Consider the following 22,742-nt stretch of genomic DNA (forward strand, 5'->3'; position numbering starts at 1 on the left):
AATTTGATGCAAAGAAAGAGTTTGAAAACAGTTTTTATGTTAGCTTAACATGAACCTTATGTTAGCTAAATATTATGAAATCAAATTAAAGTTACCTCAATGTTAACAAGGTTATCATAGCGTTAACAAATACAAAATGAGCACAATCCACCTATAAAATCGCTGTAGAGTTGTATCTTTATGCACGCTTAAAATGCAAACAAAAAAGTATGAGTAAATTCAAGGTTTTATTAGTTGACGACGAACCAGATATTTTAGAGTTTCTTTCTTATAATTTAATTAAAGAAGGATACATAGTAGAAACAGCAGAAAATGGAATTGAAGGTGTAAAGAAAGCTAAAATCCTTAAACCAGATTTAATTATTTTAGATGTTATGATGCCTTATATGAATGGCATCGAAGCTTGTGAGCAAATCCGAAGTATTGAATCTCTTTCTAATGCGCTGATTGTTTTCTTATCGGCCAGAACCGATGAACTTACCCAATTGAGCGGTTTCGAAACAGGTGCTAATGACTATGTCACCAAACCTGTTAAGCCTAAGGTTTTAATGAAGAAGATCGAAGCTCTTCTGCAGTTAAATGCAAAAGAAGAAATGGATGAGGTAATTGAGATCACCGATATTGTTATCGATCGCGAAACCTATAAAGTAACCTATAAGGGTGAAGAAATGTCTTTACCTAGAAAGGAATTTGAATTATTATCCCTATTAGCTTCTAACACAAGACGTGTTTTCAAAAGAGAAGAAATTTTAGAAAAAGTTTGGGGTAATGAGGTGATTGTTGGAGGTAGAACCATCGATGTTCACATTAGAAAACTGAGAGAAAAATTTGGAAACGAGCGCTTTACAACCATTAAAGGCGTTGGATACAAAATCAATGATTAGTTAGTCAATGAAGATTAATTATAACAACATCATATTTGCTGGATTAGCCACAGGAGCGCTTGCCTTATTAGTAAAAGCCTTTTGTTATCTATTAGAAATCATATTTAATGTAGAAATTCCAATGTTACCAACGGTATTTTGGGTTCTACTTTTCGCTAGTGCATTTCTAATGTTGTTATTGACTATCTATTTAAGTTCTAAGTTTCAAACAAAGCGAGATATTTCTCAATTATATGAACTTCTCCCCGATCTCGATGAAAACAGCCAGCGACCGTCTGATGTTGAAACTTTATCAGAGAAGATTTCAAATATTACCAGCGACAAGACTCAAGAAATCGATGTCTTAATCGAAAAGGAAAATTATCGTCGTGAGTTTGTGGGAAATGTAGCTCATGAGCTTAAAACGCCGCTATTTTCTATTCAAGGATTTGTTTTAACCTTGATTGAAGGCGGTGTAGAAGACATTGAGATTAGAGATAAATACTTAAGCCGCATTAATAAATCGGTTGAAAGATTGACTTACATTGTTCAGGACTTGGATTTAATTACGGAGTTGGAATCTGGTAACTTAAAACTAGAAAAAACTTCTTTTGATATTCTTGCGCTTACCGAAGACGTAGTTGATTTATTGGAAAATAAAGCAGAAGAAAATAATGTTAAGCTCGAAATTGATCGAAATTGCTATGGTCCGATTAATGTATTTGGTGATGCCGAAAAGATTGAACAAGTAGTGACTAATTTAGTAACCAATGCTATTAATCACTCTCAGAAATCTTCTCATGTATTCATAACTTTCGAGGAGGAGAAAACAAGAGTGAAAACCATTGTAAAAGATACCGGACAAGGAATTGAACCTGATAAACTTCAACGAATTTTTGAACGATTTTATCGTATCGACCAATCTAGAAGTCGTCGACAAGGTGGATCAGGATTAGGTTTAGCGATTGTGAAGCATATCCTAGAAGCTCATAACCAAAAGCCTTATGTGGAGAGCACTTATGGCGAAGGAGCAACTTTCTATTTCTATTTAGATACGCCTTAAAGTTCAAAGGGCTCGAATGCATCAATTAAAATCGTTGATGCTAATCCGTCCGATTTTTTAATCACCACAGCGATATCAAATCTGCATTCTAATTCAATTTCGTTGATTTCCATGTATTCGTTGGCGGCCTTTACTAAATTCCTCTTTTTGGTTAGATTTACAGCTTCCGTAGGCTCTACAAAAGTATCATAAGCTCTAGCTTTGACCTCAACAATCGCCAACACATCATCTTTTTGAGCAATAATGTCAATCTCCAATGGATGAAATCGCCAGTTCCTTTCTAGGATTTTATATCCATTAGCCAAATATTTTTGAGCGATGAACTCTTCGGCTATTCGACCAAAATCATTGTGCTCAGCCATAATCTGATCTTTAAACTTAATCTAACCATTCAAGGAGAACTTCCTTGTCGTTCACCTCAAATGACACTTGTTTTCCTAGCACCAAGGCTCTATTGTCTCCAATATGCCCAGCAGGGAAGTTAAATACCACAGGAATCTTCAAATCATCTACAAAGGATTCTATAATTTGATTTGAAATTCCATCAAAATCTGATTCGTAGTTTGGATTTTCTTCTCGGGTGTCCATTTTAGTGAAACTTCCAACAATCACTCCTTTTACTCTTTCGAAAAGTCCACTACGTTTCAACGCCATCATCATACGGTCTAGATGATACCAGTTCTCTTGCCAATCCTCAATAAATAATATCAAATCATCTCCCGACAACATGGTTTCACTCCCTAATTGACTATAGAGCATTGATAAGTTTCCACCCACTAATTTCCCTTCTGCCTTTCCTGGCAAGTCATTAGCAGATTTTTGAAATTCATAACTCAACTTCTCTCCTACCAACACTTGATAAAGAGTTTCATAGGTTTCGTTGGAATAATCTGTATTCAATTGTTTCGCCGTTACAGCGTGTAAAGTCGGAATATTCAGATTATTTAAATGATTGTGAAATACCGTAATATCAGAATAACCTATTAACCACTTAGGATTCTTTTTAAATTCAGTGAAATCTAATTGATCAATTAAACGTACCGACCCATAGCCCCCTCTAGCAAACCAAATTGCATCTAAATCTGGATTATTAAGAGCTTCTTGCACCAATTTAAGCCTATGCTCATCATGTCCTGCATAGAAATAACCAAAATTATGCTCTCTAAATAACTCCTCGGAATATCCTGCTTGCCAATGATTTTGTTCAATCCAATCGATAGCAAAATCTAACTCATGACGGAAAATTCTCCCCGCAGGAGCTACGATTCCAATTTTAGAATTTGGTTTTAAGGTTTTAGGCATATTCTAATATAATTTATTCTCTTCATTGATTTGTTTCCCGGTAAACAGAACATCTTTGATAGCCGGATAATAACAAACATAAGCAAATCCCATAGAAGCAAATACACCAATTAAACACAAAAAACTACCAATTTGAGCTATCATTCCTATTAAAATAACAAAAAGAATAATCAGCAATGGCTGTTTTAAAGATAGACTCCAAGACGTGCGTAATGCTTCTATAGCCGAATAATCACCGAAGAAAATTAGATACGGTGCAAAGAAAAGTGCTAAACTCAGCACTATACCAGCGACAAACATAACTCCATACATTAAAAACACACTTCCCATTGCTACACCCTCTGCCATAGTACCACCATCTTCAGAAATGCTAGCCATACCCATCATTACTCCACCAAAAGGCAATGTAATTAACAACATAATTAAAACTGGAATTAGAGTTAAGATTGCTAATTGTGGAAGTTTTTTAAAGCCTCCAAACATATCTCCAATAGACAAAGATTCACCACTCTCAACTCGCCTTGCTCCAATAAAAAATCCTAACATTAAAGGATATGCTGTAAATAGAAGTCCAACAATGGTTATCGAGGCAATCGTTAAAATGATTAAAGCTAAAAAAGCATAAATACTGAAGGTTAACCATTCTTGTTTATAGATTTCCCACCCTCTGCCGAGATAGTTCCCTATATCGAATTGGTAGCCGTTTTGAAGCTTTTGTTCAACTACTGTTCTGTCAATTACTAATTCTTGATAAACTGTTTCCATAAAAGTTGTTTTATCAAATATAACAATTCCACACTCAAAAAAGAATATTAAAATTCTAAGTTAAATGTGGAATTGCTTCAACTTTAATATCTATCTACTATATCGTATAAGAAGTACCGTCTTTACCATCTTTTAAGGTAATTCCGCCGGCCGCTAATTGATCTCTAATCTGATCTGAAGTGCTCCAGTCTTTATTCTCTCTAGCAGAGTTTCTGAGATCGATAATCAACTGCATTGCTGTGTCTAATTTATCGTTCTTGTCGGTGCTAATTGGCTTAAGACCTAATACATCTTCAATGAACTCTTTCATTCTTATCTTTAAGATCGCCTTGTCATGCTCATTGATAGTTTCTTTTCCATCTTGAATCAATTGAATCATCTTAGCTCCTTCAAAAAGCTGAGCAATCAACATAGGCGTATTGAAATCATCGTCCATTTTCTCGTGACAAGTCGCCACCCAAGACTGAATATCAACGCTAGATTCATCAGAAACACTCAAATTGTCGATTAATCCATAAGCATCCATCAATCGATTAAAGCCTTTTTCTGAAGCAACTAAAGCATCATTAGATAAATCTAAAACACTTCTATAATGCGCTTGCAACATAAAGAACCTCAACACCATAGGATCAAATCCTTTCTCGAAAATATCATTTTCTCCAGAGATTAATTCACGTGGATTAACAATATTCCCGGTTGATTTAGACATCTTTTGACCGTTCATAATCAACATATTGGTGTGCATCCAATAGTTAACTGGCGCTTCGCCATTCGCACCTTTGGCTTGTGCAATCTCACACTCGTGATGAGGGAATTTTAAATCCATTCCACCTCCGTGAATATCAAATCTTTCTCCCAAATACTTCGTGCTCATCACGCTACACTCTAAATGCCAACCTGGGAATCCATCACTCCATGGCGAAGGCCAACGCATGATATGCTCTGGAGCTGCTTTCTTCCATAAAGCAAAATCTTGTGGGTTTTTCTTCTCTTGCTGACCGTCAAGCTCACGTGAATTCGCCATTAATTCGTCGATATCACGATTACTTAACTCACCGTAGTTGTGGCCTTCTTCGTTATATTTTTTTACGTCAAAATAAACCGAACCATTGCTTTCGTAAGCAAAACCATTATTGATTAATTTCTTAATCCATTCAATTTGCTCGATTAAATGTCCAGTAGCTGTTGGCTCTACACTTGGCGGAATCGCATTAAATTGTTGCAAAACCTGGTGGAAATCGTTGGTATATTTCTGTACAATTTCCATTGGCTCTAACTGCGCCAAACGTGCTTTTTTAGAGATTTTATCTTCTCCTGTATCACCATCGCTCTCTAAATGCCCAACATCTGTAATATTGCGCACATAGCGAACTTTATATCCTAAATGTTTTAGGTATCTAAATACGATATCAAATGATAGAAAAGTTCTTACATTCCCTAAATGCACATTAGAATACACCGTAGGCCCACACACATACATGCCGACAAAATCAGGTGTAATCGATTCGAATTTCTCCTTTTCTCCGGAGATCGTATTGTATATTTTTAGGTTATGTTTTTCTACCATTTTTATTAGTTTTTAAACGTTAAATTTAGTTTGGAAGCCAATGTACTTCAAGAATTCAGCTCTGGTTGTAGGATCTGTCTTAAAGCATCCTCCTAACTCAGCTGTAATTGTACTACTCTCGATATCTCTAATTCCTCTTGAGTTCACACATAAGTGCTTAGCATCAATCACACATGCTACATCTTCTGTTCCTAAAGCTTCTTGCATAGACTTAACAATCTGCATCGTTAAACGCTCTTGAACCTGTGGACGTTTTGCATAATAATCAACAATTCTATTGATTTTAGACAAACCAATCACACGACCATTTGAGATGTATCCAACGTGTGCGCGACCTACGATAGGTAAGAAATGATGCTCACAAGTAGAGTAAACAACAATGTCTTTCTCCACCAACATTTGGTTGTACTTATATTTATTCTCAAAGGTTGACATGCGAGGCATACGCTCTGGGCTCAATCCACCAAAAACCTCTTTTACAAACATTTTTGCAACTCGGTTAGGCGTTCCCTTCAAGCTATCATCGGTTAAATCTAAGCCCAAAGTGTGCATAATTTCAGCAAAATGAGACTTGATTTTATCTATTTTTTCTTCTTCACTTATACTGAATGCGTCTTCGCGCATAGGTGTATCGAACTTGCTAGGAATGTGGCCATCGCCCATATCGTCAAATAATTCCTCCTCTTTATATTCTTTCATATTCTTTTCCTTGTAAATAACAAAAATACTTAAATTTAATGGGTTTAAGCTTTCATTTCGAAATGAGTTAAACTTTTAAAGGTCTTCACTCGATCAGCGATTTCATCTCTTGTTAACTCAGCTAATCTTTCGGTTCCGAATTTCTCTACAGTAAATGAAGCCATAGCCGAACCATATATAATTGCTCGTTTCATGTTTTCAAACGAATAATCTTGGGTTTTAGCTAAATAGGCAGCATATCCCCCTGCGAATGTATCTCCAGCCCCTGTTGGGTCAAACACTTCTTCTAATGGTAATGCCGGCGCAAAGAAAACTTCATCTTTATGGAACAATAAAGCTCCGTGCTCCCCTTTCTTAATAATTAAGTATTTAGGTCCCATTTCTAGAATAACTTTAGCTGCTTTTCTTAAGCTAAATTCCTTACTTAATTGTCTTGCTTCCTCGTCGTTAATGGTTAAAACATCCACCTTTTTAATGGTGTTTAAAACATCATCCCAAGCCGTGTCCATCCAGAAATTCATGGTATCTAAAATCACCAATTTAGGTCTTTCGATTTGATCAAAAACAGAAGACTGAACCAAAGGATGTAGGTTTCCTAACATTAAAACATCAGGAGATTTCCAATGATCTGGCACATTAGGCGTCCAGTTTTCTAATACATTCACTTCCGTTGCCAATGTATCGCGTGAATTCATATCTAAATGATATTTTCCTTCCCAAAAGAAAGTTTTACCATCTTTAATGACTTCAATTCCTGAAATATCAGTTCCGTTATCTTTTAAAAGATCTAAATATGATTGAGGGAAATCACCACCAACAACCGAAACGATTCCATTTTCTACATTTAATAAAGAAGATGCCAAACCAATGAATGTTCCTGCACCTCCTAAAATTCTGTCTGTTTTACCAAAAGGAGTTTCGATTTTGTCAAATGCGACACTTCCAACGATGAGTAAGCTCATAAAAAATATTTTGTGCAAATATACGCTTTGTATAGAAATCTAAAATTAGATTCCAAGAGAAGCTTACAGCCAAAATCGGATTACATAATCTTCTTAATCCAAGAGAAATACTTGTAGGGAGCGTATTTTAATGGCAAATCAATCCATGTAGGTGTGCTTACCACGGCTCGTTTATGAGAAAATGCATCAAAACTATATTTCCCGTGATAATTTCCTTGTCCACTATTGCCAACGCCTCCAAAAGGTAAATTATGATTGACAATATGCATTAAAGTATCATTAACACAAACTCCTCCCGAAGTGGTTCTGGCTAATACTTCTTTAGCGCTAGATGACTTACCGAAGTAGTAAAAAGCCAATGGTTTTGGATGAGTTTTTAAGAATTCATACACCTCATCCATTTGTTCAAATTCTAGCAAAGGCAAGATAGGCCCAAAAATTTCGTCCTGCATCACTGGACTTTCTAAAGATGGATTTAATAACAAAGTCGGCTCAATAAACTTTTCATCCTCACTCGACTTTCCACCTAAAACAATTTCGCCATCCTTCATATAGGCATTTACCCGCTCAAAAGCTTGTGTCGTAACCATTCGTCCGTAATTATTACTTTTCTGGATATCTTCCCCAAACATTTTCTTAAGCTCGATTTCAATTTGCTCAACCAATTTTTTGCGTTGACTTTTATGAACCCAAACATGATCTGGCGCAATACAAGTTTGACCAGAGTTCACGGTTTTACCCCAAATAATTCTTCTTGCTGCAACTTCTATATTCGCGTTGTCATCTACAATACACGGACTTTTACCACCTAATTCCAATACTACCTTAGACAAATGCTTTCCAAATGCTTGCGCAAAGATGCTTCCTACCTTAGAACTCCCTGTGAAAAACACAATATCAAACGGAATCTCAAATAAAACTTCATTGGTTTCTCGCCCTCCTTGGATCGCAGCGATATAATTCACGTCAAAGGTTTCGCTAATCATTTCCTCTAAGACTTTAGCTACATTGGGCGCATCTGGAGAAGGTTTAATAATGGCACAATTCCCAGCGCTTATGGCTCCAATCAATGGGTTTATCAAAAGTTGAAAAGGATAATTCCATGGCGATACGATTAATGCCTGTCCCAATGGCTCTAGGATTAACTTGCTCGAAGATGGCATTAAAACCATAGGCGAGCTAACCGATTCGCTTTTTGACCAAGAATTAATGTTTTTAAGATGATTATCTAGTTCAGATAAAACAATTCCAATCTCTGTTAGATAAGCTTCTTCATAGCTTTTATGTAGATCCTGCCACAACGCATCAACTATCTTTTTTTCAAACTTAAGAATAGCAGATTTTAATTTTTTTAATTGACTTTTCCTAAAGGCGATTGACTTAGTTTCCTGTGCTTGAAAATAGTTTTTCTGTGCGTCGAATAGAAAGTTAATTCTGTCTTTTGATGTCTCTGAAATGGAACTCATAATTTTGGAATTATTGAACTATGTAATATAGTGATTTTTCACTAGAAAGTCGGCTTTACCAATTCATTCCTTAGCCAAATAAGCAAGAATCGCCTCGGTTGCTGACTGCTGATTTTCAAACAAATCTTGTGCAGCTTTTGCTATTTCCAAACGTTTTTCTTGATGCTGTGTTAAATCCAACAGAACCTTTTCAAACTCAGCGTAATTTTTAATCGGATAAACAATAGCCTGCGACTTCATTACTTTCACCTCATTAAACTTCTGATAATTCGGCCCAATCACTACAGGAATTTTAAATACCGCTGGCTCTAAAGTATTATGAACACCAGATTTATTAAATCCACCACCCACATAGGCTAAATCTGCAGAAGCATATATCTTACTTAAGAATCCAATCGCATCAACAATGATTACATCTTGATTTGCCAAATCAATATTTGGCGTTATTTCACTGTATAATACAGACGTAGCGTTTAAATCGGTTTTAAGCTTAAGAATATTAGGCGTTTTTATTTCATGTGGAACAAAAATAACTTTCCAATCCTCTTGTTGATATTTATTTAAATACTCAACCCAAAGCTGCTCATCATCACCCCATGAACTTCCAATCACAATCAGTTTTTTATCTGATTTAAACTGTTCAACCCAATCTAATTTATTGGTTTCAGCTGCTATACTTTTCACTCGATCATAGCGCGTATCACCTGCCACACTCACTTGATTTATGCCAATGCTTCTTAATAGCTTTTCAGAGGTTTCATCTTGAACAAAGAAATGCGTGATATATTTCTTTAAATTCTCTGACATCCAAGCTCCATGTGGTTTAAAATACACTTGATTTTCTCTAAAAATTGAAGAAACAACAATGGTTTTAGTCCCCATCTTATGCTGTTCCCTCAGATGGTTATACCAATAATCATACTTCACCAAAATCCAATATTTAGGTTGAAGGATTTGAGCTAATTTCTTTGCATTATTTGGCGTATCAAAAGGTAGATAGAAAACCACATCAGCCAAGTCATAATTTTTTCTGATTTCATAACCAGACGGAGAAAAGAACGACAAAGCCAATTTATGATTTGGAAATTGTTTTTTTAAAGCTTCAAACACAGGTCGTCCTTGTTCAAACTCGCCGAGCGAACTACAATGCATGCAAATCCAATCCGACGCTGGGTCAATCGCTTTTTTCAAATTATCTTCCCAATTCTTTCGGCCATCTAAACCTTTTCTAGCTTTTGAATTAAAAAGAGCAAAAACTCGAAATCCGAAAACATAAAGTTGAATAAAAAATTGATACAAAAAGGACATAAAAACTAGATTGGACCGATGAAATTGGTGTTTTGACTCAACAAATATATGCTTTCTGCACAATCCTATAAGTTAAGCCTAAGATTTAGCCATTAAATATGTAAATTTACAACGCAAAAATTCTTTCTATGCAAAAAATACAAATGGTTGATTTATTTAATCAATATCAACAAATAAAAAATAAAGTTGACCAAAAAATGATTGAAGTTGTTGAATCTTCAGCATACATCAATGGTCCAGAAGTTAAATCTTTTCAAGCTGAATTAGAATCTTACCTAGATGTTCCTCACGTAATTCCTTGTGGAAACGGAACAGATGCGCTACAAATTGCTTTAATGGCGCTAGATTTACAGCCAGGTGATGAGGTAATTACAGCTGACTTCACTTTCGCCGCTACCGTAGAGGTGATTGATTTATTAAAATTAAAATCTGTATTAGTTGACGTTTATAACGACGATTTTACAATTAACACAGAAGCTATTGAAGCAGCCATTACAGATAAAACTAAGGCTATTATTCCAGTTCACTTATTTGGACAATGTGCGAACATGGATGAAATCATGCGTATCGCTGTAGAGCACGATTTATATGTGGTAGAAGATACAGCTCAAGCTATTGGTTCAACTTATACTTTCCCAGATGGAACAGAGAGAAAAGCTGGTACGATGGGACATATCGGAACTACTTCTTTCTTCCCTTCTAAAAACTTAGGTTGTTATGGTGATGGTGGAGCAATTTTCACTAGCGATGACGATTTAGCTCATAGAATTCGTGGTATCGTAAATCACGGAATGTACGAAAGATACTACCACGACGAAGTTGGGGTTAACTCAAGATTGGATAGTTTACAAGCAGCTATTTTACGTATTAAACTTCCTCTTTTAGATGAATACAATGCGAAAAGAAGAGCCGCTGCAGATTTTTATGATAATGCATTTAAAGGCTTTGACAATATTGAAACACCAAAACGTAGAGAGGATTCTCACCACGTTTTCCATCAATATACTTTAAAGGTTAAGAATGTAGATAGGAATGCATTGCAGAAGTTTTTAGGAGAAAAGAACATTCCTGCAATGATTTACTACCCAGTTCCTTTACACAAGCAAAAAGCTTATACTAGCGATGACTATAGCGACGATCAATTCCCTGTAACCATGGAGTTAATCGACCAAGTTATTTCTTTGCCTATGCACACTGAATTATCAGAAGAGCAATTAACCTATATCACAGATAGTGTGAAAGAGTTTTTTCAATGAGTAAAAAAATATTAGTTACCGGCGGTTTGGGATACATTGGATCCCATACCGTTGTGGAACTACAAAAAGAAGGTTTTGATGTTATCATTATTGATGACTTATCTAATTCAGAGGAATTTGTATTAGATCGCATTGAATTAATCACAGGCAAAAGACCTGATTTTTATAAGTTTGATTTAAAAGATCAGACGAAAACCAATTCATTTTTTCAGTACAATAAAGTCGATGGAATCATTCACTTTGCTGCGTCTAAAGCCGTGGGTGAAAGTACCGAAAAGCCATTGATGTATTACCGAAACAATGTAGTTGGTTTATTAAACTTGATTGATGCAGCTAAAGAAAATGAAGTAGATAACTTGATTTTCAGCTCATCTTGTACGGTTTATGGCCAAGCTGATAAATTACCTATCGACGAATCTGCTCCTTTTAAAAAGGCAGAGAGTCCTTATGGTAAGACCAAACAAATGGGTGAAGAAATCTTAGAAGATTACGCTAAAGCTTTTGACAAAAAAGTATTAGCCTTAAGGTATTTCAATCCTATTGGTGCGCATAAATCAACCCTAATTGGTGAGTTACCTAAAGGTGTTCCTAATAATTTAATTCCTTTTGTAACACAAACTGCAGCTGGAATTCGTGAGTGTTTATCTGTGTTTGGGGATGATTACCCAACAAGAGATGGAACAGCGATTCGAGATTATATTTATGTGGTTGACTTAGCACAAGCTCACGTGAAAGGTTTAAAACGATTGCTAGCCAACGAAAATAAAGTAAACTACGAAATCTATAACCTTGGAACAGGAAATGGTTCAACGGTTTTAGAAGTAGTTGATGCTTTTGAAAAAGCCAATAATCTTCAATTAAATTATAAGATTGTAGGACGCAGACCAGGTGATATTACGGCTGCCTATGCGGATAACACCAAAGCCGAAACAGAATTAGGATGGACACCAGAAACCTCCTTAGAAGAGGCTTTAAGGACTGCATGGGAATGGCAAGTTTCCCTTGATGGTTCAGATCATCAAAAATAAAAAATTACAAAATCCCAATTTGATTCGGGATTTTTTCTTTAGTACCGGCTCAGCATTAATGAAATTTTAAATAAAAATATTTAAATCCTATTTCTAGAAAAGAAAAACATTGTATATTTGCCATCCCAATTGCCCGAGTGGCGGAATTGGTAGACGCGCTGGATTCAAAATCCAGTTTCTTCGGAAGTGCCGGTTCGATTCCGGCTTCGGGTACAAAGCCTTCCTTTTCAGGAAGGCTTTTTTTTTTACACTAAAATCAAAGCATTAGTAGAGATGTCCTCATAACTATCGGGATTCGTTTGTAGGCGAGAACAAGCCATTGCTTATAGACAATGTTGTGCGCTGGTTTTTTTATTTCCATTTATTTATGTGTTCAACTTTCTCATCAAATTGTGCTGAAAGTGACTTTACTCTTGACCTTAAAAGCAGTTTTCTTCCGTCCAGTGTCCTTGTAAAAATTAAGTCGCAAGAACCAACAAGTCGTTCCCATTGGTCTTTGAAATATTCCGCTAAATTCTTATTTCTACCAAGTGCTTCAGGAACTGAATGATAGTCCTTTTGCTTAATAAAAAGCATAAACATGTTCTTTCTTATAATTACATATCTCGGATTGTCGATTGGTGCAATTACTTCTTGAAGCGCATTTATAAAAGTTGACTTATCGAAAGTTGTCCCACCTTCTAAATGACAGAAAATCGAACCCGAATTATCAACCGTAGTTTCAACTTTCAATTTTGAGTAGTCTGTATTTATTAAACCTGCTTTAATCAATGAGTTTAGCAATGCATCTCCAATTTGTTGAATGTCCTTAGATATATCGCGGTATTTTAAATAAAGTCTTAATGTCTTAAATGTTAGTCTGCCGAAAATCAGCACTCCTATTCCTCCAAAAACCCCTAGATAAAAATACAAGTCTTCAATAGTTCGAATATTTCTTGCAGATCGAAAAATAGCTTGTATGCTTTCTGTTCCATAAGCAACTAATCCCGAACCTAAAGCTGCCAATAGGTTACCAATTGTTTTATATAAATACAGTGACTTAACGGCATTGTAGTCCTTTTCTTCGGGGAATGGAATTTTAATTTCTTCAACAAGGTTGACACCTGTTTCAAGTGCCGTTTTCCATCTTTGTTTTAGATTTTCTCTGTCGCCTGCATAGGAAAACATTTCAATATTCTTTTTCTCAACTTCTTCTTTTAGATGAATGTTTTCCGATATATTCAAACGTCCAATACCATTCTCAATTCCTGCTTCTTCTTTGAATGAAACACCTACAAAACTTCTAAACCGTCTTTTAAGTAAATCAAAATCGTCTCCGCCTGTTTGTGAGGTTGGGTCGATACAGGCCAAGTGCCATATGTTTCCTGTTTTACCGTCATTTCCATTTTGGGCTCTAATGGCTCTACCGCGCATTTGATTTGAAAGCACAAACGAGCCAACAAAACTTGCTAATACCAATGAATTGATGGCAGGAGCGTCCCATCCTTCACCGAGCAAAGACTTTGTACCTATTAACACTTCTATTTCTCCACTTTGAAAAATTTGAGTTACAAGATGAACAATGTCGTGTTTGAGTTGATCGGTTTGGTTAATTAGGACATAGTCAGAGTCATAAGAAACTGGACTTGAGTTTACTTGAGTTATTCCAATTTTCGCTGCTTTTGCTTCAAATGCTGAATAGGCACTTACAGGGATTATTATTAATGACCCTGTTAAAACTGCAATCCTTTTGTTGTCCTTGTTTTCTCGCCTTAATTTTTCAAAAATCGGTATGATTCCAATTTTGTTCAGTTCGAGATTGTTTTCAGACTCCTTAATGAAAAATTCTTTCCGGATAAAGTCCGAAAGAATAACCATTCGTAAATCTTTACCTAGTTGATTATATTCAAAATCAACAATCTCCTTTATGCCGCTAAGTTTACTAATACTTGAAGTTAAAAAACCCGTCAAACGTTTGTTGTGTGAAAAGTTAATTTGTCTCCTTTCAATCGCTCCGTATCGTCTCAGTTTGTTTTCAAGGGATTTTTGATGATCTTCAAAATTTTTGAAATGTTCCTTTTCTTTGTAGAGATAGAAATCTAGAAGAGTCTCAATCCATTCGTAATCAAGATTAGGGATTTTAAATTTCCTGTCACCAATGACTTCAAGATGTGTTTCAGGAATTTCCTTTTCATTCGATTTTAAAAATATTAAACAAGCCGAGTAATAGGAAAGATTATTGTAAATCCAATCTAATTGCTCTGTTGGCTTTTTCCAAATGGGATGTTGCTCAATTGCTTTAATGATAGTTTCATCTGTCTTAATTTCTTGAAATAACTTTTCAATATTCTGTCTAAATTCAAGAATTTTTCGATTTTCTTTCTCCGTCGGTAACGTAAAATGAACGTAGTCTTGATGTGGGCATAAATCCCCTTCAAGAACTAATTCTGGAATTGAAATTTCGGCGTCGACAGGCCCGTTGAGGCTTATATATCGTTGCCATTCTGTAGCTGAAACGTCATAAGGCGGAGTTGCTGTTAAACCAACAATAATCGGCTGTAATTTTTCTTTAACTTTTGTCAGCGTTTGCCACCATTCGTTTTTTAAATGGTGAGCTTCGTCAACAACAATAGTTTTTATGTTTTGTGATTTTAGTCCGCTTACAATACTTTTAAGTTCTGAGTTAGTTGAATTATCATTTCCTTCTTCTTCGGTTACTTCTTCTTCGTCATCAATTTCTTCTTCATTTCTCCAATTATTACAAGCAGCATGAAGTCCTTGATAAGTTACTACTGTCATAAATTTTGGATTGCGTATATCTCTAGAAATCCAATCAGGTGTTAAGGTAGTTTGAAGAAAAAGTTCACAAAATCTTTGTATCCATTGATTGCGAATTGCAATTGTTGGTGCGAGTATTAACGTAGGTTTATTAAGCCGAATAGCAACTTCAAGCCCTAATACTGTTTTACCCGAACCTGGCGGTGCAATTACGTGAAGATGTTCGTCAGACAGGTGGTCTTGCAACTCATCAAGCACTCGTTGTTGGTATTTTCTCCAACTGTATTTAAACTTTATGTCTTTAGGATACTCTGTCAATCTGTGGTTTTTTTTTACTTACGCCCAACGTCTCGGCTATGAGTAGTTGCGTGTTTCATCAACTAATTTAGTAAACAAAAACGAACGCGAGAAAATTCCGAAGGAATTTTCCAAATAAGCACTTGCCAAAGCAATTAATTATACACGGTGTTGTGCTTAGTTTTTTTATTCATAATTGATACTCCGTTTACTCCAATCAATCCATATTCCTCATAAGCTGTTAATCCACGAATTACTTCAATCTTATAATTACCAGGATTTTCTAGAACATCGGCTAATGCTTTATTAAATCTCTTGTTTTTCCGAGGTTCTCTTCTTATTAATCCATAAACAATTGAGTAAACGAGTTGTTCCGGAATTAAGCACAACGATCTAGTATAACGAAAGTCGTGGCGACTGGTGTTGTTTCCTTATTGTCAGTTAATGATAAAGTTTTTTGTAGGAATAATAACATTCTCTTGACCAACTAGCTAGCCATTTTTGTTATACGTTGTTGGCAACTGGCGTTTTACTTCTCCATAAAAACCAAATTCCACCACCAATAAGACTAACACAAATTAAAGTAAGAAACCACCAAGTCCAGGATGCATCTTCTTTCCTCTTATTATTATATTTCTCTAAAGTAAGATATTTGTAGTTATTATCTTTTAACCCATAAACAGGAATAATATCATAATTGATTATTTTATCCCATAATTCAAGTTCTTTTTCTTCAGTTAATTTCTTTAAATAAATTTCAGTTTCTATATCGAGTGAAATTAAATCTCCTTTTTTTGCTTTTGACACATAATTTTTTGAATTACTTGCGTAATAACTATTACCTGAAAGTGTAAATATAAATTCTGGATGTTCCTCTATTCTAATTTCAATTGAGCGTTTTCCTTTTGTTCCTTTCTCTATTTCGACATCATTTATAATTTTCCCTTTAATTGTTGTAATATCCTCAGTATTCAATTCTTTGTTTTCGTTTCTATAAAGATTATAAAAGAATACAGAGAATAATATTCCAACTATTAGAAATCCTATTCCAAATTTTCTATTGGATTTTCTTACCCATTCAAGTTCTAATTCTAAATTTCTTCTTTTCCCACTTGTAAGTTTGTTTTTGAGTGAATCGTAATTTTCAAAATTTGATGAAGAAATTTTAAATTTTGAGTTAGATGTAAAAATCGTTAAATCTTTCCATTTGTTATATTTTGATTCTTTCTCAACTTCATTAAAACTTAAAATTTCATTTAAGTAAATTATTTTTTTTTGATCACCGAATATTGTATTTATTTCTAATTTATCTGAAGATAATATTAGAACATCTAAATTATAGATTGAGTAAAAACAAATTGCTCCAATGAGTCCAAAAATTAACCCGAAAATTATTCCCACTATTTGTGGATTATCATTCGATAAAGCATTGTTTGTAAGATTATAAGAAACAATTGATGCTACAATTCCACCAATGATAAGAATGATTATATTCTTATAGTTTAATTTCGATTTAATTCTTTCTTGTTTCACTCCTTTTTTCAGCTTGTTGCCAACGTTACGTGTATGAGCAGTGGCGTGGTTCGTAACGGACAATTGCAAACACTCACGTAACATTGGAAAATCCGCAGGATTTTTCCAAGTAGGCGAGAACAAGCCATTGCTTATACACATTGTTAGCCACAGTTTTTATCTACCATTTATTAATTCCGCGTGAGTTTTTGCTTTTCGGACATCAGCTTTCCATTCGCGTGAAAAGTCATTTTGTTCTAAATCAGAAATCCGTTCGAGTAAGTAATTCCGCAATCGTTCAATATCCATTTCCTCATTTGTGTTTTGAAAAATGATTTTGGTTTTCCACACATTCGGAATAAATCGCAACCAATTCCGCCAACTTTCGGTCATTTCCGCTTTTTTAACCGCTTTAAAAATCTTTCCTTTTCCGTCACAAAAAAGTCGGTCTTTATAATATTTTTGAAAAATTGATTCTTTTTTAGTGTATATGTATTCGTCGTAAATTACATATTCCATTAGGTCATCCATAACCCATTTTTTTGTCGATATGTCAATTGCAGGAAATGTCATTTTTCAAATTGTGGTTAACATTGTTATAAACGAAGTCTTAATGGAATTATGGCTGTTATATTCACCTTGTACGACAAAACCACTATTTCTTCGCTTTATCAAATATAGTATTTTCAAATAAATTATCCTATGAACTTTTAAGGCTAAATGGCTATTATCCACAAGAGTAAATATAAACCTTAGTAGTTTCACTCTATTAAAAACAACTTAATACTCATCATTTCTTCTCTTGTCCTAGGCTTCAATACAATTTTGCTTTGCAAAATCACTCAGCCTGACAAGAGGATGTTCTAGTCGAAAGTTTAAAGTAGAATGTAGAAAGAGAAAATAGTAGAGAGTGTAGAGTTCAGTGTTTTACTTTTCCTGACTCACTGAACAACTAGAATTCTTATAATTCAACATTTCATCTCTGAGTTTTATCTCAGAACATAGCCTCGTAGAGGCGAAATATTTATAGCATTCGTAAGTAGACAAAGTAATAAAGCTCCGTAGGAGCGACATTAGCAGTTAGTTTGTAGTACCGCTCCTGTGGAGCTCTTTAAGCCTTCGTGGGTTAATATTATTAATATTTCGCTCCTAACGGAGCTGTTTTTTTTCTGTTCAAAATTCGTAGTTCAACGTTATGCAGCAAGCAAAATCATTCAAAATTTAGAATTTAAAATTCAACCTTTCGTCTCTTGTCCTAGTAACTTCAAACAATATTAAACCACTTTTAAACACCCCTTTAAACCACTTGAACAAAAGATTCCGCATCAAGTGCGGAATGACGCTTCGAGTTTATTGTTGGAGAATTTTTAGTTAATAGTACTCGAATTGCGGTTCATTCTTTTCTGTTCATGGTTTAGAGTTCGCAGTGCTGCACTTTTTAGAATTTAAAATTCAACATTTACTCTTCTTTCTTGCACAAAAAAAAGGACAACTTCAAACGAAGTTGTCCTCAACCAAACTAAACTTTAAAAATAAAGCTTATACTATTATCTTACTTCCTGAAGTGAATGACATAAGAATTCATATCATTCTTTTCAATTACTTCAAGGGTTAAGATTTGAAATTTATTGTTGCCAAAAGCTCCAAACTGCTCCGTTAAATACAGCAATTGATTTTTGTCTTTTGTCGTAAACCAAAGATCCTGGTTCTGGGTTCACAACAGCTGCTACACCATCTACTATAGGCAATACCATAGCTTTATCTGTTGCTTCTAAAACCAATACGCCAGCTGCCGTGCTTGACTCCGCTCCTACTATAGTTCCATTAAGCGTTGCAATTTCGGCCAAATTGGGTGAATTTTCATCACTTCCAGCTTCCGTCATATTTATGGTTGCTGAAGCAGATTTATATTTAATGATATCATCGGTAGCATCAAACCAAATCGTCCCTTGACTAGTTGCTGCATTAAGCTCACTTAAGATGGGCAAAATCAAAGTTTTATTTTCTCCTCCAATGGATGTGGTTGATGTAGACGTTTTAGCTGATTCTCTGGTGTCATTGAATTCCATCAAGACACTTGAATTTCCTGTAAAGTCTTTTTCTATAGAAACTTGAGCGCTAAGAGCTACCGCTGCAGCCATACTTATTATACTTAAAAATATTTTCATTGTATTCAATTTATTAGGTTAGGATTAAAGGTTACATTTATTCTGACCACAAACCCAGTTAGTACCGTCGTAGAATTCCAAACATTGGTTAGTTAGATTCCAAATCATCATTCCTTCTTCAGCGTTTAACTGATTTCTTTGAGCTGTAGTTAAACGTGTTGGAACAAAACCTAAAGTTTTAGATTCTAATTTAATGAACCCGCTTTGTGCGTCTTCTACCCAACTTCCGTCTTCACCTCTATCTAAAGAACTGATTCCAACGTAAGTATTAGATTCAACATTACCTGTAGTTGGATCTTGAGTACAACGACAAGCTGTTGTATTAAACCCATAGGCAATACCATTAATATCTGTTAAACCTCCATGAACTTCTTGAATAATAGTAACCGAATTATCTGCATTTGAATTCCAAGGTATCGTATTAAATGAATTAACTTGGTTTACATCTTGCTTAAATCGTAATGGATATAAATCATCATTTGAGTTTTTGATTCCGAACATTGAAACTACTCCGTCAGGACTTATTTTTACTCTAATTAAAGGGCTTTCGTCATTTCCTAGCATATTATATAATTGCAGAGTGGCAGATTCATATTGATCTCCATCCGCAAACTCAATATTAATATTGGTTGCCGTTCCAGCTTCAAACTCAATGTTTTGTTCAGCTAATAATACTCCATTTATTTGCATATTAAAGGCGTTATCTAATTTGTAAATGTCAAAGACAAAACCTGCATTTGTACCCGGTTGAGTTGTTTCAAAAGTTACAGGACTAGCTTGATTAGGTCCATAAGACCATTCATAAGATTCACCCTCTACACGGCTAGAGCAATACACTACATTTTCTGCTGAATCGGATACACTACCAATTACATTCGAAGCAGTAGCTGTTGCATTATTTACAAGAGTATCAAAAGCTGCATCGTTCACAATACCCTTAAAGTAAAGAGTAAAAAATTGTCCGGGAGCTATACTTACGTTATCACTTTCTTTCACCATTCTCTCCGGGTCATGCGTTGACTCTCCAGCGTATTGATAATTAATAGTAAGCGATCCACTTATATCATCATGTTCACGAGGATACACATTAGTATTAACTGCATCATAAAAAGTAAACTTAAAGTTTCCTACAGGATTTCCTGCAGCTGGAACATTTTGTCTACCTATATTCGTATTCCAAGCACCTGTGCTATTCGAACCAAATTCATTATTATCACCATCAGCACCTCTATCAATTTCACTAATTACGCCTAAAGGAGAGGTTACAGATAAACTTAAATCCTGTTGATTTGCAAAAGCATTAGTATTAGAAAAACTAAAACCATTTACGAAATAAGAAATGCTTGTTAAGGTAGCACCAAATGGCAACTCTGATTCAGTAAATAAAATATTTCTTGTTGAGTTTTGTCCACCGTTAAGTGATACATATTCAAAGGTTTTTGTAATTGACCCTGTTGTTACGGGGTTAGATGCATCTACTATTTGTGCCGAATTAGGAACATAAGTAAGCCCAACAGGTACAAGGTCTTCTACCACAATATTATTAGCTGTTTGATTTCCAAAATTGCTAACTACAATAGAATAGTAAATCACATCCCCTTCTTGAACATTTCCTAAAGGTGCAGAGGTTTTATCAATTGCCAAGATTGGTCCGTCTACCACCACTGTCGCCACTGCAGGGTCACAAGGGCTTTGATTTTCATTATTTTCACAAATCTCATAGTTAATCGTATAAATACCTGGAGGAGTCGCCTCTTCTAAAAATAATTCTCCAGTGAGATCATCAATATATAAAGGACTTGTCGGATTTGATATAATCACCACATCATCCGTAGTTGCTTCTATTTCACCAAATAAATCATTCAATAATACATTCCCAACTGGTGAACCTTCTACGCCCTGTTGTGTGGTTACTGTATAATAATCATCATTCGCCATTGGGCCTGATAGCACCTCTGGAGTAACTTCACTTGTATTATTTAAAAGATTAGGATCGGCTTCATTAGAGAAAATACTCGCCGTATTGGTGTAGTTTCCTGTTTCTTTCACTCGCAGAACTACCTCTAAAGTTGCGGTATCTCCCGAAGCAAATGGTCCTATAGTCCATATTCCTGTTGTTGGATCATAAGTTCCTACGGATGGATTCGCACTAACAAATTCATAACCCGTCGGAATTTGATTAGATACTAAAGTATTGGTTGCATTATCTGGTCCAAAGTTTTCAGCTGTTAAAGTAAAAGTTATCTCGTCATTAACATTAGGACTTGCATTATTTACTGCATTGATAATACTTAAATCTGAATTAAAGCAATCACTCCCAATAGATTCTTGTCTGGTCGTTGCTCCGAAGTAGTAATAAACGTTATTATCTCTGTGGATTAATTGCTTAACTATATCATTAACAGGTGAAGTAGGAATTGTTAATTTATAAAGCGAATTATATCCAATAGAATAAAGTTCACCATTCAACCCTGCTAAACCATATGAAGTACTTTGTAAGTTACCTAAAACCCTATGGCTAACATAATTATAATCTGTATCTACTTCAATTTCTACTAATTGAAAGGTATTATTGATAGCAAACCAGGACATATAGATTTTACCATTTAAATAAACGAAATCCCCTCCTGGTTTACCACTAGAAAATGCATTTGCACCCGTTCCAAAATCCTTCCAAACCGTTTGCGTATATCCTTGATTGTTTGCACCTATAGTAAATCTCATTACCTCTCTCGCTGCTGCAAATGTATTAGAGCCAAAGCCTCTAAGCCCCGAGCCATCAGGAAGAAAACTTAATGAATTTCCCTCTAAACCATTTCCTGCTGAAGAACCAGCAAATGCTACCGCAGTACCTGTTAGCTGATTAATTTCGTGTAATTCTGAAGGTTCATCTAAATCATAAGTAACACCGTATAATTTACCATCTATATTGAAACCAATATCTCCGAATGATCTATTCGTATGGGATAATACTGTTTTAACTCCCGTATCTGCATTTATATACCCAAGCGGATATCCAGATCCATTCACGAAATCTCCAGAGTTGAACCATATACGTCTATCTTCTTCACACTGAGCAGAACTCAACTGGGTTCCTAATAACAAAAAGAGACCTATGGTCCAGAGAAAAACTTTTTGAAAGTTTAGTAAATTTAAATTCATAGTTTTAATAGCTTAAATATTATGATTACAATTCGCACTGCTCATTTAATTATGATGCTGAAAAGAGTTTCTATTTATTTCAGAGAATTGTAAAAGTTTAGTTGAGAAACATTAAGTTTTTCAATATTCTATTTTTTAGAACTTGGCTAAAGTATAACCTCTCAGTCAACCAAAATGCATTTTGCACATTAAATCTATGTAAACTTTAAAATTAATTTAATTTTATCTTATTAATTTATTAAAAACGTAAAAATATAACTTAATAAAGATACGAGCTAGTTCCCTAATATTAAGTAGCTAAGAAGCAAATCAAGGCTCTATAAACACTAAATTCAAATTAAAGTTTCCGCAATATTTAAATTTTAAATCAGAGCTTTATTGAGAAGAAAGTATTTGATTAAGGGGTTTTGGGTGACAATTATCTGTTCGGAGTTTATAGGTGGCAGTTCTTGGTTTTGAATTCGCAGATATGCTGCTTTTAGATTAATTTAGAATTCATCATTCCCTCTCTTGTCTAAGTTTTCGATACATTTTTGCAACGCAAAATCACTCAGCCTGACAAGAAGC

General features: G+C 34.9%; 18 protein-coding genes and 1 tRNA gene. 5 read left to right on the plus strand and 14 right to left on the minus strand.

Translation table 11 applies throughout. From position 1 onward, the window contains the following. Positions 1–209: 209 nt before the first annotated feature. Complete coding sequence (locus tag NLM59_RS01485; RefSeq protein WP_304415967.1) at positions 210–884, plus strand: response regulator transcription factor; 675 nt, start codon at positions 210–212, stop codon at positions 882–884. A gap of 7 nt (positions 885–891) precedes the next feature. After that, positions 892–1,926, plus strand: coding sequence for a sensor histidine kinase (locus tag NLM59_RS01490; RefSeq protein WP_304415968.1), 1,035 nt, complete (start codon positions 892–894; stop codon positions 1,924–1,926). On the opposite strand, the gene NLM59_RS01495 is transcribed toward NLM59_RS01490, so the two are convergent. The 8 genes from NLM59_RS01495 to NLM59_RS01530 all read right to left on the minus strand — a co-directional run bounded on the left by NLM59_RS01495 (position 1,923) and on the right by NLM59_RS01530 (position 9,995). Next, positions 1,923–2,288 carry a YraN family protein gene (locus NLM59_RS01495; protein ID WP_304415969.1) on the minus strand — a complete coding sequence of 122 codons (366 nt, stop codon included), beginning with the start codon at positions 2,286–2,288 and terminating at the stop codon, positions 1,923–1,925. The genes NLM59_RS01490 and NLM59_RS01495 overlap by 4 nt on opposite strands. Before the next feature lie 16 nt (positions 2,289–2,304). Beyond that, complete coding sequence (locus NLM59_RS01500) at positions 2,305–3,228, minus strand: S66 peptidase family protein (RefSeq protein WP_304415970.1); 924 nt, start codon at positions 3,226–3,228, stop codon at positions 2,305–2,307. A gap of 3 nt (positions 3,229–3,231) precedes the next feature. Continuing rightward, positions 3,232–3,993, minus strand: coding sequence for a DUF2189 domain-containing protein (locus NLM59_RS01505; protein ID WP_304415971.1), 762 nt, complete (start codon positions 3,991–3,993; stop codon positions 3,232–3,234). A gap of 97 nt (positions 3,994–4,090) precedes the next feature. Beyond that, a complete protein-coding gene (gene cysS / locus NLM59_RS01510) occupies positions 4,091–5,560 on the minus strand; it encodes a cysteine--tRNA ligase (RefSeq protein WP_304415972.1) in 1,470 nt (489 codons plus the stop codon). A gap of 12 nt (positions 5,561–5,572) precedes the next feature. Continuing rightward, a complete protein-coding gene (folE, locus tag NLM59_RS01515) occupies positions 5,573–6,259 on the minus strand; it encodes a GTP cyclohydrolase I FolE (RefSeq protein WP_304415973.1) in 687 nt (228 codons plus the stop codon). Positions 6,260–6,303: 44 nt separating this feature from the next. Further along, on the minus strand, positions 6,304–7,221 hold the full coding sequence (locus NLM59_RS01520) for a PfkB family carbohydrate kinase (protein ID WP_304415974.1): 918 nt from the start codon (positions 7,219–7,221) through the stop codon (positions 6,304–6,306). Between the two features lie 80 nt (positions 7,222–7,301). After that, the gene (locus tag NLM59_RS01525; RefSeq protein ID WP_304415975.1) at positions 7,302–8,687 is read right to left on the minus strand and encodes an aldehyde dehydrogenase family protein; all 1,386 of its coding nucleotides are present in this window, start codon (positions 8,685–8,687) and stop codon (positions 7,302–7,304) included. Positions 8,688–8,750: 63 nt separating this feature from the next. Then, positions 8,751–9,995: a 3-deoxy-D-manno-octulosonic acid transferase gene (locus tag NLM59_RS01530; RefSeq protein ID WP_304415976.1), complete on the minus strand. Its 1,245-nt coding sequence runs from the start codon at positions 9,993–9,995 to the stop codon at positions 8,751–8,753. Between the two features lie 128 nt (positions 9,996–10,123). Here NLM59_RS01530 and NLM59_RS01535 point away from each other — a divergent pair, with 128 nt between their 5' ends. From NLM59_RS01535 to NLM59_RS01545, 3 genes are all read left to right on the plus strand, one after another. Then, positions 10,124–11,251: a DegT/DnrJ/EryC1/StrS family aminotransferase gene (locus tag NLM59_RS01535; RefSeq protein ID WP_304415977.1), complete on the plus strand. Its 1,128-nt coding sequence runs from the start codon at positions 10,124–10,126 to the stop codon at positions 11,249–11,251. Further along, positions 11,248–12,279, plus strand: coding sequence for a UDP-glucose 4-epimerase GalE (gene galE / locus NLM59_RS01540; RefSeq protein ID WP_304415978.1), 1,032 nt, complete (start codon positions 11,248–11,250; stop codon positions 12,277–12,279). Before NLM59_RS01535 ends, galE begins: the two co-directional genes overlap by 4 nt. Positions 12,280–12,410: 131 nt before the next feature. Then, positions 12,411–12,492, plus strand: a tRNA-Leu gene (locus NLM59_RS01545). Positions 12,493–12,630: 138 nt separating this feature from the next. On the opposite strand, the gene NLM59_RS01550 is transcribed toward NLM59_RS01545, so the two are convergent. The 6 genes from NLM59_RS01550 to NLM59_RS01575 all read right to left on the minus strand — a co-directional run bounded on the left by NLM59_RS01550 (position 12,631) and on the right by NLM59_RS01575 (position 22,175). Next, positions 12,631–15,354 (minus strand): DEAD/DEAH box helicase family protein, encoded by a 2,724-nt coding sequence (locus NLM59_RS01550; protein WP_304415979.1) that lies wholly within the window; start codon positions 15,352–15,354, stop codon positions 12,631–12,633. Positions 15,355–15,488: 134 nt separating this feature from the next. Beyond that, positions 15,489–15,722 (minus strand): hypothetical protein, encoded by a 234-nt coding sequence (locus NLM59_RS01555; RefSeq protein WP_304415980.1) that lies wholly within the window; start codon positions 15,720–15,722, stop codon positions 15,489–15,491. Between the two features lie 115 nt (positions 15,723–15,837). After that, on the minus strand, positions 15,838–16,866 hold the full coding sequence (locus tag NLM59_RS01560) for a hypothetical protein (protein ID WP_304415981.1): 1,029 nt from the start codon (positions 16,864–16,866) through the stop codon (positions 15,838–15,840). A 156-nt stretch (positions 16,867–17,022) separates the two neighbouring features. Continuing rightward, positions 17,023–17,376 (minus strand): hypothetical protein, encoded by a 354-nt coding sequence (locus tag NLM59_RS01565; protein ID WP_304415982.1) that lies wholly within the window; start codon positions 17,374–17,376, stop codon positions 17,023–17,025. Between the two features lie 1,094 nt (positions 17,377–18,470). Next, entirely contained in the window at positions 18,471–19,013 is a 543-nt protein-coding gene (locus NLM59_RS01570) for a hypothetical protein (protein WP_304415983.1), read from the minus strand. A 24-nt stretch (positions 19,014–19,037) separates the two neighbouring features. Then, positions 19,038–22,175, minus strand: a complete 3,138-nt coding sequence (locus NLM59_RS01575; RefSeq protein WP_304415984.1) for a hypothetical protein — start codon at positions 22,173–22,175, stop codon at positions 19,038–19,040. Positions 22,176–22,742 lie beyond the last annotated feature (567 nt).

Origin of the sequence: Profundicola chukchiensis (assembly GCF_029664245.1) — a bacterium.
GTDB lineage: Bacteria > Bacteroidota > Bacteroidia > Flavobacteriales > Weeksellaceae > Profundicola > Profundicola chukchiensis.